The sequence below is a fragment of the Erwinia sp. S43 genome (assembly GCF_016624745.1).
Taxonomy (GTDB): Bacteria; Pseudomonadota; Gammaproteobacteria; order Enterobacterales; family Enterobacteriaceae; genus Erwinia; species Erwinia coffeiphila.
In genome coordinates, this window is the sequence record NZ_JACVTX010000011.1 from 29,310 (window position 1) to 43,704 (window position 14,395).

At 53.9% G+C, this 14,395-nt stretch carries 11 protein-coding genes; 8 read left to right on the plus strand and 3 right to left on the minus strand.

The genetic code is table 11. The annotated features are described in order from the left end of the window. Nucleotides 1-18: 18 nt before the first annotated feature. Complete coding sequence (locus IBT47_RS14610) at nt 19-2,616, minus strand: diguanylate cyclase (protein ID WP_200561013.1); 2,598 nt, start codon at nt 2,614-2,616, stop codon at nt 19-21. A 129-nt stretch (nt 2,617-2,745) separates the two neighbouring features. Beyond that, entirely contained in the window at nt 2,746-3,360 is a 615-nt protein-coding gene (locus IBT47_RS14615) for a phosphatase PAP2 family protein (RefSeq protein WP_200561182.1), read from the minus strand. Between the two features lie 219 nt (nt 3,361-3,579). Here IBT47_RS14615 and udk point away from each other — a divergent pair, with 219 nt between their 5' ends. The 3 genes from udk to asmA all read left to right on the plus strand — a co-directional run bounded on the left by udk (nt 3,580) and on the right by asmA (nt 6,768). Next, complete coding sequence (gene udk / locus IBT47_RS14620; RefSeq protein WP_123334955.1) at nt 3,580-4,221, plus strand: uridine kinase; 642 nt, start codon at nt 3,580-3,582, stop codon at nt 4,219-4,221. Nucleotides 4,222-4,328: 107 nt separating this feature from the next. Continuing rightward, on the plus strand, nt 4,329-4,910 hold the full coding sequence (dcd, locus tag IBT47_RS14625; RefSeq protein ID WP_200545991.1) for a dCTP deaminase: 582 nt from the start codon (nt 4,329-4,331) through the stop codon (nt 4,908-4,910). A gap of 13 nt (nt 4,911-4,923) precedes the next feature. Continuing rightward, a complete protein-coding gene (gene asmA / locus IBT47_RS14630) occupies nt 4,924-6,768 on the plus strand; it encodes an outer membrane assembly protein AsmA (protein ID WP_200561015.1) in 1,845 nt (614 codons plus the stop codon). Between the two features lie 160 nt (nt 6,769-6,928). Here the strand turns inward: asmA and IBT47_RS14635 are convergent, their stop codons facing one another. Then, entirely contained in the window at nt 6,929-8,497 is a 1,569-nt protein-coding gene (locus IBT47_RS14635) for a TerC family protein (protein WP_200561017.1), read from the minus strand. Between the two features lie 356 nt (nt 8,498-8,853). On the opposite strand from IBT47_RS14635, the gene galF reads away from it, so the two are divergent. From galF to rfbD, 5 genes are all read left to right on the plus strand, one after another. Then, entirely contained in the window at nt 8,854-9,750 is an 897-nt protein-coding gene (gene galF / locus IBT47_RS14640; protein ID WP_105591408.1) for a UTP--glucose-1-phosphate uridylyltransferase GalF, read from the plus strand. 46 nt (nt 9,751-9,796) lie between these two features. Further along, a complete protein-coding gene (galE, locus tag IBT47_RS14645) occupies nt 9,797-10,810 on the plus strand; it encodes a UDP-glucose 4-epimerase GalE (protein WP_200561020.1) in 1,014 nt (337 codons plus the stop codon). Between the two features lie 453 nt (nt 10,811-11,263). Beyond that, the gene (gene wecA / locus IBT47_RS14650) at nt 11,264-12,310 is read left to right on the plus strand and encodes a UDP-N-acetylglucosamine--undecaprenyl-phosphate N-acetylglucosaminephosphotransferase (RefSeq protein WP_200545996.1); all 1,047 of its coding nucleotides are present in this window, start codon (nt 11,264-11,266) and stop codon (nt 12,308-12,310) included. A gap of 79 nt (nt 12,311-12,389) precedes the next feature. Continuing rightward, nucleotides 12,390-13,481: a dTDP-glucose 4,6-dehydratase gene (rfbB, locus tag IBT47_RS14655; protein WP_200561022.1), complete on the plus strand. Its 1,092-nt coding sequence runs from the start codon at nt 12,390-12,392 to the stop codon at nt 13,479-13,481. Further along, complete coding sequence (rfbD, locus tag IBT47_RS14660) at nt 13,478-14,380, plus strand: dTDP-4-dehydrorhamnose reductase (RefSeq protein WP_200561024.1); 903 nt, start codon at nt 13,478-13,480, stop codon at nt 14,378-14,380. Before rfbB ends, rfbD begins: the two co-directional genes overlap by 4 nt. Nucleotides 14,381-14,395 lie beyond the last annotated feature (15 nt).

Sequence of the window (14,395 nt, forward strand, 5' to 3'; positions counted from 1 at the left end):
GGGGGTATAGTGGTTTTATTAACGGGGGAGGGGGGAGATACCAGGTGCCGGAGGCAGGTCGTTATCCGTTGCTTCGCCGTAAACCGCAATCTTGCCCCGACCGCTGTTTTTGGCCTGATAGCAGGCGATATCGGCCTGTGCCATCACTTCAATTGCGTTACTGTTGCTATCAAAAATGGTCAGCCCGGCGCTGGCTCCAACAGAGAACTCGTGACCTTTCCAAAGGAATTGGTATTGACTGATGGTGGCGACCAGGCGACTGGCGATCTCGCTGGCGTCCTCCAGCGAACATTCCGGCAGCAGCATGCCAAATTCATCGCCGCCAAGACGGGCGAGGAAGTCGCTGCCGCGCAGCTGGCGCATCATCAGCGTTGACAGCTCACGCAGCAGTGCATCCCCGGCGGCGTGGCCGGCGCTGTCATTTACCGCCTTAAAGCGGTCCAGGTCGACGAAGGCCAGCACGTGATGTATGCGCTGATTCTCCTGCGGCATCAGCAACACTTTCAAACGCTGCTCAAAACTGGCACGGTTCGGCAGGCGGGTAAGCATATCGTGAGAGGCGCTGTAGCGCAGGCGTTTAAATATTTCCCGCGACTCGCTGACGTCCTGGATAACCATGACGCTACCGATATTGTCGCCTTCCTGGGTGCTCAGCGGCGAAAGGCTGTAGTTGATGGCAAACACCTCGCCGGCGCGATTGTGCAGGACGAGATCCTGGTCCGGGGAGTCAGCGGGTTTGGTATTTTTCGGCAGGGCGCAGCTGAGGACGATCTCCTGTTCTGGCCCTTCCCCGCCGTGGGTGATCTGCAAGATTTCAGCGATAGGCTTGCCCACCGCGTGGTGCTGAGGCCAGCCGGTCATTTTTTCCGCCACCGGATTCATAAAGATCACCTGCATCTCTTCATCGGTGCTGATCACCGCTTCATCAATGGCATCCAGCGTGATGTGCATACGCTCCCTTTCCTGATCGAGGGCATCGGTCAGCTGGCGAAATGCGGTGACATCCTGATTGATCCCTAACATACGCGAAGACTGGCCGGGTTCGTCCGCTACCATATTTCCCTGGCAGCGGATGTAGCGAATACCCGAGCTGGTTTCAATACGGTACTCAACGTCAACCGACGAGGTGTTTTTCACCGCGTCATCAAGTAAAGCCATCACCTTTTTTCGATCGGCGGGCAGCAGACAGTTCATCCAGCTTTGCTGGGTAATTATTGCGTTTTCCGGCAGATGGTAGAGCTGGAACATGCGCCTGTCCCAGGTCATTTCTCCGGTGATCGGATTCCACTCCCATACGCCGATTCCGGCAGCGTCATTCGCCAGGGTAATGCGCTCCATGAGCTGCTGATTGACCTTCTCGGTTTGCTTAAGCCCGGTTATATCCTCTATTTGCGATATGAAATAGAGTGGCTGCTGTTCGCTATCGCGCACCAGAGAAACGGCCAGCAGCGCCCAGACGGTTTGGCCGTCGCTGCGAAGATAGCGCTTTTCCATACTGTAGCTGGCGATATCTCCGGCCAGCAGGGCATTCATCTGTATTAAATCGGCATTCAGATCGTCGGGGTGACTAAGCTGCTGGAAGGTCATTCCTTCAAGCTCATCCTGGCGATAGCCAAGCAGGCGGCACAGCGATTTATTGACCTGCAGCCACTGACCGCCGGGTGCCACCAGCGCCATGCCGATCGCCGAATATTCCATCGCATGGCGAAAGCGGGTTTCACTCTCCGAGATATGCTTACGCTCTTCGCGGAATGAGTGCATCACCAGGGTCATTAAATGGCTGGGCACCAGCGCCAGCAGGAAGGGTAGCCAGGGAACCGAGACCAGCAACGGCGCGCTGATAAAGTCCTGCGGGATAAGGCTCAGCGCCAGCATCAATGAGATCATCGATACCGTCACAAGATAAACGATAAACGCGGCCAGCCGCGGCAAACGCACGGCGCTGTAAAACAGAATGACAATCACGAAGGCAAACGACCACGGCAGAAAGCGCAGGGCCAGCCAGCTAAGAGTAAGGGTGACCAGCAGGGTGAGTACCGTCTCGATCAGCACCCGATGCTTCATCAGCGAATCGCGCTGCCACAGCAGTGCTACCGGACCGAGTGCCAGCATACCGATGACCTCTGAAGCAACCCATGTTGAGAAAAACTGCGTCAGTGAAGCGGCGGGGATATTCAGCAGCGCGCTGGCCAGCATCGCGCCCAGAAGCGGGGTAAACAGGCCAACTGCCAGCATCATTCTGGCCCAGCTGTACAGCGTATTCAGCGGAGCATGATGATCCAACAGCAGCCGAAGCATTACGCCCCCCATCAGTGCCTGGGCCAGATTAATCAATGGAAATTTCAGGTTGGACAAGCCGGGACCGAGGATAATGGCATTCGCGCAGATCACCCCTATCATGCAGCCGCTTAACAGCAGCGGCAGGTGACGTACAGGATTGCGAAATACCACGATGGTCATCAGCGCGGTGGAAAACCACAGCGGTGAGATCTGGCCGCTGATTTTAATCAACTCAAGGCAGTAAAGGGTGGATGCCAGGCTCAGTAAACCCAGCAGCAGGCTGTTCAGCCACTGCGTCCGGCTATGTTGTACATTGGCTAACGTTTCTGAGGCCATCCACACTTATCCAGCACGGCGCCAGGCAGCGGCGCAATCTTTATCTCTAAAGCCATGCTAGCACAAGAAAACCAGCTTGAAGTGGATGGCACAAAAAACCTGCGAGAAATGCCCCAGATTAAGTCTAGTTTATTGCTTGATTTTTAAAAGATCCGCGCGCGTCCACGGGTGTTCGATGCCGGCAATTTGTGCAGACAGCTTTTGCAGAAACTGCTGAGTAGTGGCAACACGTCCGTTGCTGAAAAGAAGGACGGGCACCAGCAGCGCGATGCACAGCTGCGCCAGTGAAAAACCCCTTGGCCGAACGGTACGCTGGCTGAGCAAAAAGGCGGTGCTAAGCGTAAAGCCCAGAACCAGGCCGGCAATCACCTCGCTCACTGAATGAGCGTTAAGTTCAAGGCGCGATATCCCAACGATAACCGGGATAAGATAACCCGCGATCAGCAGAACGCGCCGCCACAGGGAGGAGAGACGGCCGCTTAACAGCCAGAACATCACTGGCCACAGGGTGGCGGACATGGCACTGTGGCCGCTGAAGCCGGTGAAGTTAAAGCGTACGCTGCCAATCCCAAAGCCGAGGAAGGCGATTTTTGACAGGCTGACCACCAGCCCCGCACAGCCGAACGCCAGCAGCCAGAACCAGACGGCACGTTTGTCGTCGTTTTTCCAGCGCAACAGGAAGGCGATGATGACCGCCGTCGGCAGTAACAGCATGCTGTCACCGAAATAGGTCAAAAGATGCATTATGTGATCTGGCACGCTGTTTCCTTAAGGCTTTTTTGCTTGTCGTACTTTAACCGCACGCCAGCATATTATCTAACGGTATAATCTGAAAAGGCCGGGGATGCTTTTTTCTGGCATCAGATGGGTGAACTCCCTATAATTGCGCGCGCTATGCCCTTCATATTTCAGGAAGCTGGCTATTTATCCTTTCATTTTGTCTCGGAATCAGGTCGTTAATTTATGGCTGACAAGTCGCATCAGTGCGTCATCGTAGGTATCGCAGGCGCTTCAGCCTCGGGGAAAAGTCTTATCGCCAGTACGCTGTATCGTGAAGTGCGCGATCGCGTGGGTGATGAAAATATTGGCGTGATCCCGGAGGATGCCTATTACAAAGACCAAAGCCATTTAACGATGGAAGAACGGGTTAAAACTAACTACGACCACCCGAGTGCCATGGATCACACGCTGCTGCTTCAGCATCTGCAAATGCTGAAAGCGGGGCAGTCGATTGAACTGCCGGTCTACAGCTATGTTGAGCATACGCGTGAGAAAAAAACCATCACGCTGAAGCCGAAGAAGGTCATTATCCTCGAAGGCATCCTGCTGCTGACCGACGCACGCCTGCGTCAGGAGATGAATTTCTCGATCTTCGTCGACACTCCGCTCGATATCTGTTTGATGCGCCGCATGAAACGTGATGTAAATGAGCGTGGCCGCTCAATGGATTCGGTGATGGCTCAATATCAGAAGACGGTTCGCCCGATGTTCCTGCAGTTTATTGAACCATCAAAGCAGTATGCGGATATTATCGTGCCGCGCGGCGGGAAAAACCGCATCGCTATTGATATCCTCAAGGCGAAGATTAATCAGTTCTTTGAGTAACCCTTGCAGGCCCGCCTGGCGGGCAGGCTACGGAGGTCGAACGGTGCGCTTTCCCGTTGTTCTCGTCGCCGCTTTTAAGCATTTCTGAATAGGTTGGAGTTCCCGTTATGAGATTATGTGACCGCGATATTGAAGCCTGGCTCGATAATGGCAAACTGGGCATTACCCCGCGCCCGCCGGTGGAACGCATCAGTGGTGCCACGGTTGACGTTCGCCTTGGCAACCAGTTCCGCACGTTTCGCGGCCACACGGCTCCGTTTATTGATTTGAGCGGACCAAAGCATGAAGTCAGCGCTGCGCTGGATCGAGTGATGAGCGATGAAATCGTTCTGCCGGAAGGCGAAGCGTTCTTTCTGCATCCGGGGGAGCTGGCGCTGGCGGTAACCTTTGAGTCGGTGACGCTGCCTGACGATCTGGTCGGCTGGCTTGACGGGCGTTCATCGCTCGCCAGACTGGGCTTGATGGTACATGTGACCGCGCATCGTATCGATCCCGGCTGGCAGGGGCGTATTGTGCTGGAGTTCTACAATTCCGGTAAACTTCCGCTGGCTCTTCGCCCCGGTATGCTGATCGGCGCACTGAGCTTTGAACCGCTATCGGGCCCGGCAGCACGCCCGTACAACAGCCGCCAGGATGCGAAATATAAAGGTCAGCAGGGCGCGGTTGCCAGTCGAATCGACAAAGACTAAAGGTGGCAAAGGCATGAAAAGATTGATAACCACACTGGCCATTCTACTGGTGGTGATGGTGGCCGGAATGACCGCACTCGTTCTGCTGGTCAATCCCAATGATTTTCGCGCCTATATGGCCCAGCAGGTTGAGCAGCGCAGCGGCTATCAGCTTGCGTTGAAAGGCGAGTTGCGCTGGCACGTCTGGCCGCAGCTGAGTATTCTTTCCGGGCCGGTCACGCTGACCGCTCAGGGGGCTTCTCAGCCCGTGGTCAGCGCGGAAAACATGCGTCTGGATGTCAATCTTCTGCCTCTTCTCTCCCACCAGCTTTCCGTTAAACAGGTCATGCTTAAAAATGCCGTTGTGCGGCTGATCCCGGAAAGTGAGCGCCAGCGGCCTGCCGACGCCCCCATCGGTCCTGAAGGCAGTTCGCCGCCGTCGGTGATCGAAGATGTGACACGCGGCTGGCGGTTCGATATTTCTCACCTGCGGATTGTCGATAGTTTGCTGGTCTGGCAGCAGGATAACGGCGAGCAGCTTAACGTTCGCGATTTTAATCTTCGGCTCGATCAGACCCAGCCGCGATTGGTTAATCTTGAGTTCAGCAGTCGAATTAGCCGCGATCAGCGCGATCTGCGCCTTCAGTTCAGCAGCGAACTTGATATCACCCACTATCCCCGCCAGATAAACGCCGCCATTAAACAGCTCGACTATCAGCTGCAGGGTGCCGATCTGCCGCAAACCGGGATTAAAGGCCAGGCGGCTATGGCAGCCAGTTGGGATAATGCTAATCAGCGCTTCAGCCTTAGCGACATTCAGCTCAGTGCCAATGACAGTCAACTGAGCGGGAAAATTACCGGCAGTCTCGGTAACCGGCCGCAGGTTGTGGCGGATCTTAGTTCGGCATCGCTGAATATGGATTCGCTGTTGGGTATTCCAGAAACCACTAACGCCGATGTGGCGCAGCAGAGTCAGCGTACCGGGCGTGCACCGGTGATCGCTGAATCAGCGCCTGTCAACAATGCGGACTCACCGTTGAATGCCATCGACGGTAAAATCGGTTTGAAAATGGCTAAACTTCGCTGGCGCGGCATCGATATGGATGCGGTGGATCTGGAGGCGACGAATCAGCAGGGCTTGCTCAGTCTGGTCAGGCTGCAGGGCCAGGCTGACGGCGGTACGTTCTCCCTGCCGGGAAGTATTGACGTCCGTAGCTCACAGACCCGTGTCGCACTTAAGCCTTCATTTCAGCGCGTTGGTATCGGTCCCCTGTTAAAAGCATTTAACCTGCCGGATACCATTAGCGGTGAGCTGTCGCTGGACGGTGATTTCAGCGGCAATGGCTTAGCCGTGGCTGAATTTAATCATCAGTGGCGGGGCAGTGCGGATCTCAAGCTGGATAACGCCCAGTTTGCCGGGCTTAACTTCCAGCAGCTGATTCAGCGTGCTGTGGAAGGGAACAGCGACAAAGTGAGCGGCGAGCGTAATGACCAGCCGATCCTGCAGCAGATTAGCGGCCACGCCACGCTGAATAACGGCCTGGTTACCTTCCCTGAGCTGAATGCGCAGTCGACCATTCTGAACTATACCGGCAGCGGTAATGTCGATCTGGCAAAAAGGGAGCTGGATATTAACTTTGGCGTAACGGTGATGCGCGGCTGGCGGGGCGATGACACGCTGGTCAGGCGTTTGCAGCAAACACCGGTGCCGCTGCGGATTTACGGCCCGTGGTCGACGATTAACTACAGCCTGAAAGTCGATCAGGTGCTGCGCCAGCAGTTGCGTGATGAAGCGAAACAGCGCTTGAAAGAGTGGATGGGGCGCAACCCGGACAATGAAAAGCGTAACGATGTGAAAAAGCTGCTGAAGGATATGTAAGCCGGTAGCAGCTCTTAATCTCATACCGTCACGTTTTATGTCATCTGCCGCGCGTTGTGCCATTTCACCGCGTTTTCTTACAACCCCTGGTGGGAAGTAACGTGGCGTTATCCTGCGCAGGCTGGCGAAAAATACAGAGCCTGCGCAATATGCTTTACTTCTATTCCTCTTCCGCCGGTGGCGGTACGATCTGCACTTTTTGTACCCGATGGTTTTCTACCTGCAGGGTGCGGATCAGATAATCGCCGATCTGTACCACTTCTCCTTGCTGAGGGACGTGCTGTAAATGTTCCATCAGTAGTCCCGCGAGCGTATTGTATTCACGCTTTTCATCCAGCGGCAGCGGCAGGTACATCGTCAAATCGTCCAGCGGCATATGTCCGTTAACCGTCCAGCTGGCGTCGGCGTTTTGCTGAATATCGTAACGAGGGTCCAGCCGTTCACCCTCGTTTGGCAGATTACCGGCAATCGTTTCCATCACGTCACTCAACGTGACCACACCTTCCACCGAACCAAACTCATCCACCACGAAGGCAAAGTGGGTGCGTGCATTGCGGAACTGCTCCAGTGCGGGCAGCAGCGGTAGCTGTTCAGGGAACACCAGCGGCTGACGGATTAAGGCCCGCAGATCGAGGCTGTTGCCGTGTAGCGCCTGTTTCAGCAGTTCAATCACATGAACCACGCCAAGCGGCTCTTCGCTATTTTCAGTAATGATCAGGCGCGTGTGCTGATTATTGTCCAGGCGGGACATAATCTCTTCCGGCGATTCGGCAAGGTCAATGTGCTGGATATCATGGCGCGAGGTCATGATGCTGCTGACGCTGCGTTGGCCCATTGCCAGCACCCGCGCAATCATCATCCGCTCCTGCTTATTAAAAATCGCTTTTGGCGCGGCGTTACTGGCCACCAGAGAGGCGGTTTCCGCGTCAAGTTCAGCCGGTTCATGGCTGCCGCGCAGCAGACGTAAAACCGCTTCAGCGGTACGCTTGCGCAGCGGGGCTTTAGCTGACAGGAACCGACGGCGGTTGAACTGGGAAAGCTGATTCAGCGCCTCGATCATCACCGAGAATCCGATGGCGGCGTAGAGGTAGCCTTTAGGAATGTGATAGCCAAAACCGTCGGCGACCAGGCTGAAACCGATCATCAGCAGGAAGCTCAGACAGAGAATAATAATCGTCGGGTGGCCGTTCACGAAACGGGTCAGCGGTTTACTGGCCAGCAGCATTAGCATGATCGAGATGATCACCGCAGCCATCATCACCGCCAGGTGGTCCACCATACCCACGGCGGTGATCACCGAATCGAGGGAAAATACCGCATCCAGTACCACGATTTGTGCCACTACCGGCCAGAATCGCGCTCCGCGTTTTTGCGGATTTTGCTCTTCATCTTTACCTTCCAGCCGTTCATTCAGCTCAACGGTGGCTTTAAACAGCAGGAAGACACCCCCCGTCAGCATAATCGCATCGCGCGCACTAAAAGCATGCCCGGCAATCGTAAACAGCGGAGCCGTGAGGGAAGAGAGCCAGGATATAGAGGCCAGCAGCATCAGGCGCATCAACAGCGCCAGCAGCAAGCCGGTAACGCGAGCGCGGTCGCGCAGGGCAGGGGGAAGTTTCTCCGCCAGGATGGCGATAAACACCAGGTTATCAATGCCCAGCACTAATTCCAGCACCACCAGGGTGACCAGTCCGGCCCAGATTGACGGGTCGGCGATCCATTCGAACATTGTTTTTACCTGTTAACCAAAAGTTGTTGCGTAATGATGAGTGTGAATCCCCGTGATTTCAACTGATAACCCCCTACTGAAAGCATTGCCGCTTATTATCATTTATTGACTTATGCGGAATGAACTATTTATTGACCATAAAGCCTAAAATTATCCCGTTTAAGCTGGTTTTATTGCCGGTGGCGTAGCATATTATTGAGCCGTACTAACTGCATATTAAAGAGCGATTTCGCCGGTTTCTTGAGTTTTAATTGGCACTGACCGCTGAACAATTTTCAGATTAAGATTATACTTAAGGATCGCACCGATAATGCATAATCAGCGAACGCTTATTACTTCATTTATATGGAAAAATTATGACCAAGCTTAAAGCAGTTATCCCGGTCGCGGGTCTCGGTATGCATATGCTCCCTGCTACAAAAGCGATTCCTAAAGAGATGTTGCCGATCGTTGATAAGCCGATGATTCAGTATATCGTCGACGAGTGCGTAGCAGCGGGCATTAAGGAAATTGTACTGGTCACCCACGCTTCTAAAAATGCAGTAGAAAACCATTTTGATACCTCTTACGAACTGGAAGCGCTGCTTGAGGCTCGCGTTAAGCGCCAGCTGCTCAGCGAAGTTCAGTCCATATGTCCGCCGGGCGTAACCATTATGAACGTGCGTCAGCCGCAGCCTCTGGGACTGGCGAACTCCCTGCTGTGTGCACGTCCAATGCTCCACGATGAAGCCTTTGTTGTGCTGCTGCCGGATGTCCTGCTGGATGATGCTTCCGCGGACCCGCTGCGTTATAACCTGGCCGCGATGGTGGCCCGTTTTGAAGAAACCGGCCGTAGTCAGGTGCTGGTTAACCGCATGCCGGATGCCGACCTTTCTGAATACTCGGTTATCACCACCAAAGATCCGCTGACCATTCCTGGCCGCGTTAGTCAGATTGTCGATTATGTTGAAAAACCAGAGCAGCCGCAGGCGCTGGATTCTGACCTCTCTGCCGTTGGTCGCTATGTGCTTTCTGCCGATATCTGGTCCGAACTGGAAAATCTGGAACCCGGCGCGTGGGGACGTTATCAGTTAACCGACGCCATCGCTAATTTGAGTAAAAAACGTCCGGTTGATGCGCATCTGCTGACGGGGCAAAGCTTCGACTGCGGACGCAAGCTGGGTTACATGCAGGCTTTCGTGACCTGGGGGCTGCGTAATAACGCCCAGGGACGTGATTTCCGCGATGCAGTGAAAAAAATTCTGGCAAAATAACAATCTGAGGGTGCCGCGGGTCTGCCCGCTGCGTGAAGGAGTCTGAATGGCTATTTTAGTAACGGGTGGAGCAGGCTATATCGGTTCCCATACTGTACTGTCGCTGCTGACCCGCGGTGATGATGTGGTGGTGTTGGATAATTTGAGCAACGCCTCGAAAGAATCGGTGAATCGTGTTGAAAAGCTGACGGGTAAAACCGCCACCTTCCGCGAAGGCGATATTCTCGATCGTGCCTGTCTGCGGGATATTTTCGCCAGCCACAATATCAGCGCGGTGATCCACTTTGCCGGGCTGAAAGCAGTAGGGGAATCTACGCGTAAGCCGCTGGAGTACTATCAGAACAACGTTACCGGCACGCTGGTGCTGCTGGAAGAGATGCGCAGTGCGGGCGTTAACCAGTTTATCTTCAGTTCTTCGGCCACCGTTTACGGTGCCGATGCGCCGGTTCCCTATGTGGAAACAACCCCGATTGGCGGCACCACCAGTCCTTACGGCACGTCTAAACTGATGGTTGAGCAGATCCTGCGCGACTATGCCAAAGCCAACCCCGAGTTTAAAACGATTGCTCTGCGCTATTTCAATCCGGTCGGTGCACATGAATCCGGGTTGATTGGTGAAGATCCTAACGGAATCCCTAATAACCTGCTGCCTTATATTGCACAAGTGGCAATCGGTCGCCTGGAAAAATTGGGCATCTTTGGTGATGATTATCCAACGAAAGACGGTACCGGCGTGCGTGATTATATTCACGTGATGGATCTGGCGGAGGGGCATCTTAAAGCGCTGGACCATCTGCCTGCGATTAGCGGTTATAAAGCTTATAATCTGGGCGCGGGTAAGGGATATTCGGTACTGGAAATGGTTAAGGCTTTCGAGAAAGTTTCCGGTCGGCCGGTACCCTATCAGGTTTCTCCGCGTCGTGATGGCGACCTGGCCGCTTTCTGGGCTGATGCGTCTCTGGCTGATAGCGAACTCGACTGGCGGGTTTCACGCGGCATTGATGAGATGATGCGCGATACGTGGAACTGGCAGTCAAATAACCCAAATGGTTATCGTTAGTAATCAATTTCACTTGTTACTACATCGAAAGCTCCCTCAGTGGGAGTTTTTTTTTTGCTCGCTGTAAAATGAAAAATTTTGCGAATTGCTCATATATCCTGAATTATATGGGAAAATTCCCAATAACGAATTTTTAACGTTAGCAGGCCAAAAAAAACAGCTCGCCTGCTGTTTAATTGCGCACATAAAGCAATTATCCCTACTCTTCATAAAAATTTTCAAATTAAACTTGTATGCCTCATGCCGAGGCGGGAGAATTAGTGATTCTTTTGGTAATCCTTGATGAGATTTTGTTTCCAGGAGTTATCTGAAGAAAAAATTTAGCCAGGCGGGATAGTCTGACTATGCTTGAGTAGGGGAAATCGCGTTTAGTGGACTGGATTGCTGTGCCAGGGGCGGTAGCGTGGTTTCATTGAGCGAAATGCAAAAAGCTAAGTGAGCATTGGTGCACATATGCAAGAGATCGTTCTCATCTTTCTGGGGGCTTTAGCGCTGTTGTTTATTGCGAGGAAAATAGCTCGCAAAGTAGGGCTGGTGGACAAGCCAAACGCGCGTAAGCACCATAGCGGGCATATCCCTTTGGTCGGCGGCGTTTCTGTCTACTTTTCCTTGTGGATTCTTTATGCGCTGCAGCCTGCGTGGCTGCCTGATTTCGATATTTATATGATTTGCGCCACGCTGTTGCTGCTGGTGGGGGTGCTTGATGACAGGTTTGACCTGCCGGTGATGCCGCGTATGGGTCTGCAGGCGGCGGTAGCGGGCATTATGATGTACAACGGGCTCTATTTATCCTCACTGGGTAATATCCTGTTTGGTTACCAGCTGATTTTGGGAACCTTTGGTTATGTGATTACCCTGTTCGCGGTTATTGCAGCCATTAACGCTTTCAACATGGTTGACGGCATTGACGGATTGTTAGGCGCACTCTCCTGCGTCACCTTTGGCTCGCTGGGTATCGTGTTTATCATGGGCGGCAATGATGATATGGCCATGTGGTGCATGTGCCTGATGGCGGCCTGCCTGCCTTACATTTTGCTTAACCTTGGTATTCCATGGGGCAGAAAGTTCAAGGTCTTTATGGGTGATGCGGGCAGCATGCTCATTGGTTTTACGGTGATCTGGCTGCTGATTGTCGCCTCTCAGGGGCAGGATGCGATTATGAGCCCGGTAACCGCGCTATGGCTGATTGCGGTGCCGCTTATGGACATGATGCGTGTGATGATTGCGCGTATTCGCCGTGGCAGTAGCCCGTTCCGCCCCGACCGCGAGCACATGCACCATATCCTGATGCGTGCGGGTCTTAGTGGGCGCTGGACGTTGGTGATCATGACTTCTGCGCAGGTATTCAGTGGCATGATCGGCATTATCCTTGAAGGCTGCCGCGTGCCTGATAACTGGCAGCTCGCCCTGTTTGTCGGCAGCTTTATTTCACTGCTGTATGCCATGAAATCGTTGGAAAGACTCAAAGTGACTTTTGGGCGCTTCCTGGCCGTAAAATAGGCTAACTGGAAAGTGCAGGCGCCGGGGCCCTATCTGTCCCGGCGCGATTTGCCAGGCATTATTATAAGAGAGAGACCGTGTGAAAATTTTAGTGACCGGCGGAGCCGGATTTATCGGCTCTGCCGTCGTACGCCATATCATCAGTGAAACCGCGGACAGCGTCGTCAATGTTGATAAACTCACCTACGCAGGTAACCTTGAATCTGTTGCAACGGTGAGTTCAGATCCCCGTTATGCCTTTGAACAGGCAGATATCTGCGATAAAAGCGCGATGGCCGCTATCTTTGCTCGCCATCAGCCTGATGCGGTTATGCATCTGGCGGCTGAGAGCCACGTCGATCGCTCGATCAGCGGACCCGCTGATTTTATTGAGACCAATATCGTCGGAACCTACGTCTTACTGGAAGCGGCGCGTCAGTACTGGAGCGAGCTGGATGCCTCGCGCAAGAAGGCTTTCCGTTTCCATCATATTTCGACCGATGAAGTGTATGGCGATCTTCCCCACCCCGATGAAGTTAGCGATGGGCAAAATAACCTGCCGCTGTTCACCGAAACCACCTCCTACGCGCCCAGTAGCCCCTATTCGGCTTCTAAAGCCTCCAGCGACCATCTGGTTCGCGCCTGGCTGCGTACCTACGGTCTGCCAACGGTGGTGACCAACTGCTCCAACAATTATGGGCCTTATCACTTCCCGGAAAAGTTAATCCCGCTGGTTATTCTTAACGCGCTGGAAGGCAAAAACTTGCCCATTTACGGCAAAGGCGATCAGATCCGCGACTGGCTGTATGTCGAAGACCACGCCCGGGCGCTGTACACCGTGGTGACCAATGGAACCGTGGGCGAAACGTATAATATCGGCGGCCACAACGAGAAACAGAATTTGCAGGTGGTGGAAACGATTTGCGATCTGCTGGACGAGATGGTGCCGAAAGGGCAGAGCTATCGCCAGCAAATCAGCTATGTCGCTGACCGTCCGGGCCACGATCGCCGCTATGCGATCGATGCCGGAAAGATCGGCCGTGAGTTGGGTTGGCAGCCGCTGGAAACCTTTGAAAGCGGCATTCGTAAAACCGTACAGTGGTATCTGGATAACTCCAGCTGGGTCAGCAACGTGAAAAGCGGTGCTTATCAGACGTGGATTACGCAAAACTACAGCGAGCGTCTGCCGTGAAAATTCTACTGTTGGGAAAAAACGGTCAGGTGGGCTGGGAACTACAGCGTGCGCTTGCTCCACTTGGACAACTGACCGCGTTGGCCTCTGATTCAACTGACTATTGCGGTGATTTCACGCGTCCGCAGGATCTCGCCAATACCGTTCGTCAGCTGCGCCCCGATGCGATTGTCAATGCTGCTGCCTGGACAGCGGTAGACAAAGCCGAGTCGGAAGCTGAGCAGGCGCATCAGGTCAATGCCGCAACCGTTGAGGTCCTGGCAAAGGAAGCCCATCAGCTGGGCGCGCTGCTGGTACATTACTCCACCGATTATGTCTTCCCGGGGGAGGGCGATTGCCCGTGGCAGGAGAGTGATGCCACAGGTCCGCAAAACGTTTACGGTGCCAGCAAGCTGGCGGGTGAGCGGGCAATCCAACGTTTCTGTGAAAATCACCTGATTTTCCGCACCAGTTGGGTATATGCCAGCCGGGGAAATAACTTTACCAAAACCATGCTGCGTCTTGCTGCCGAGCGTGAAGAGCTGTCGGTGATTAACGATCAGTTTGGTGCACCAACGGGAGCTGATTTAATTGCGGACTGTACCGCACACGCTATTCGCGCGGTTCAGCACAGACCTGATGCGGCAGGGCTATATCATCTGGTGGCATCCGGCACGACAAGCTGGTTCGACTATGCCCAATTCGTTTTTGCCGAAGCTAGAAAAAATGGTGTCGAGCTTGCGTTAAAAAATCTGCATGCGGTGCCGACAAGCAGTTATCCGACCCCAGCACGCCGCCCGCTGAATTCCCGACTGGCGACCGATAAGTTCTGCACGACATTTGGACTTTCGCTGCCTGAGTGGCAGGTCGGCGTGCGGCGGATGCTGCAGGAACTCAACGATTCGCAGATCCCGCGTTAAATCTCTGCGATAGAA

What these genes read in the sequence shown, in the direction of transcription:
- IBT47_RS14610 (WP_200561013.1), bottom strand. Translation starts at nt 2,616, where the DNA reads ATGGCCTCAGAAACGTTAGCCAATGTACAACATAGCCGGACGCAGTGG.
- IBT47_RS14615 (WP_200561182.1), bottom strand. Translation starts at nt 3,360, where the DNA reads ATGCATCTTTTGACCTATTTCGGTGACAGCATGCTGTTACTGCCGACG.
- udk (WP_123334955.1), top strand. Translation starts at nt 3,580, where the DNA reads ATGGCTGACAAGTCGCATCAGTGCGTCATCGTAGGTATCGCAGGCGCT.
- dcd (WP_200545991.1), top strand. Translation starts at nt 4,329, where the DNA reads ATGAGATTATGTGACCGCGATATTGAAGCCTGGCTCGATAATGGCAAA.
- asmA (WP_200561015.1), top strand. Translation starts at nt 4,924, where the DNA reads ATGAAAAGATTGATAACCACACTGGCCATTCTACTGGTGGTGATGGTG.
- IBT47_RS14635 (WP_200561017.1), bottom strand. Translation starts at nt 8,497, where the DNA reads ATGTTCGAATGGATCGCCGACCCGTCAATCTGGGCCGGACTGGTCACC.
- galF (WP_105591408.1), top strand. Translation starts at nt 8,854, where the DNA reads ATGACCAAGCTTAAAGCAGTTATCCCGGTCGCGGGTCTCGGTATGCAT.
- galE (WP_200561020.1), top strand. Translation starts at nt 9,797, where the DNA reads ATGGCTATTTTAGTAACGGGTGGAGCAGGCTATATCGGTTCCCATACT.
- wecA (WP_200545996.1), top strand. Translation starts at nt 11,264, where the DNA reads ATGCAAGAGATCGTTCTCATCTTTCTGGGGGCTTTAGCGCTGTTGTTT.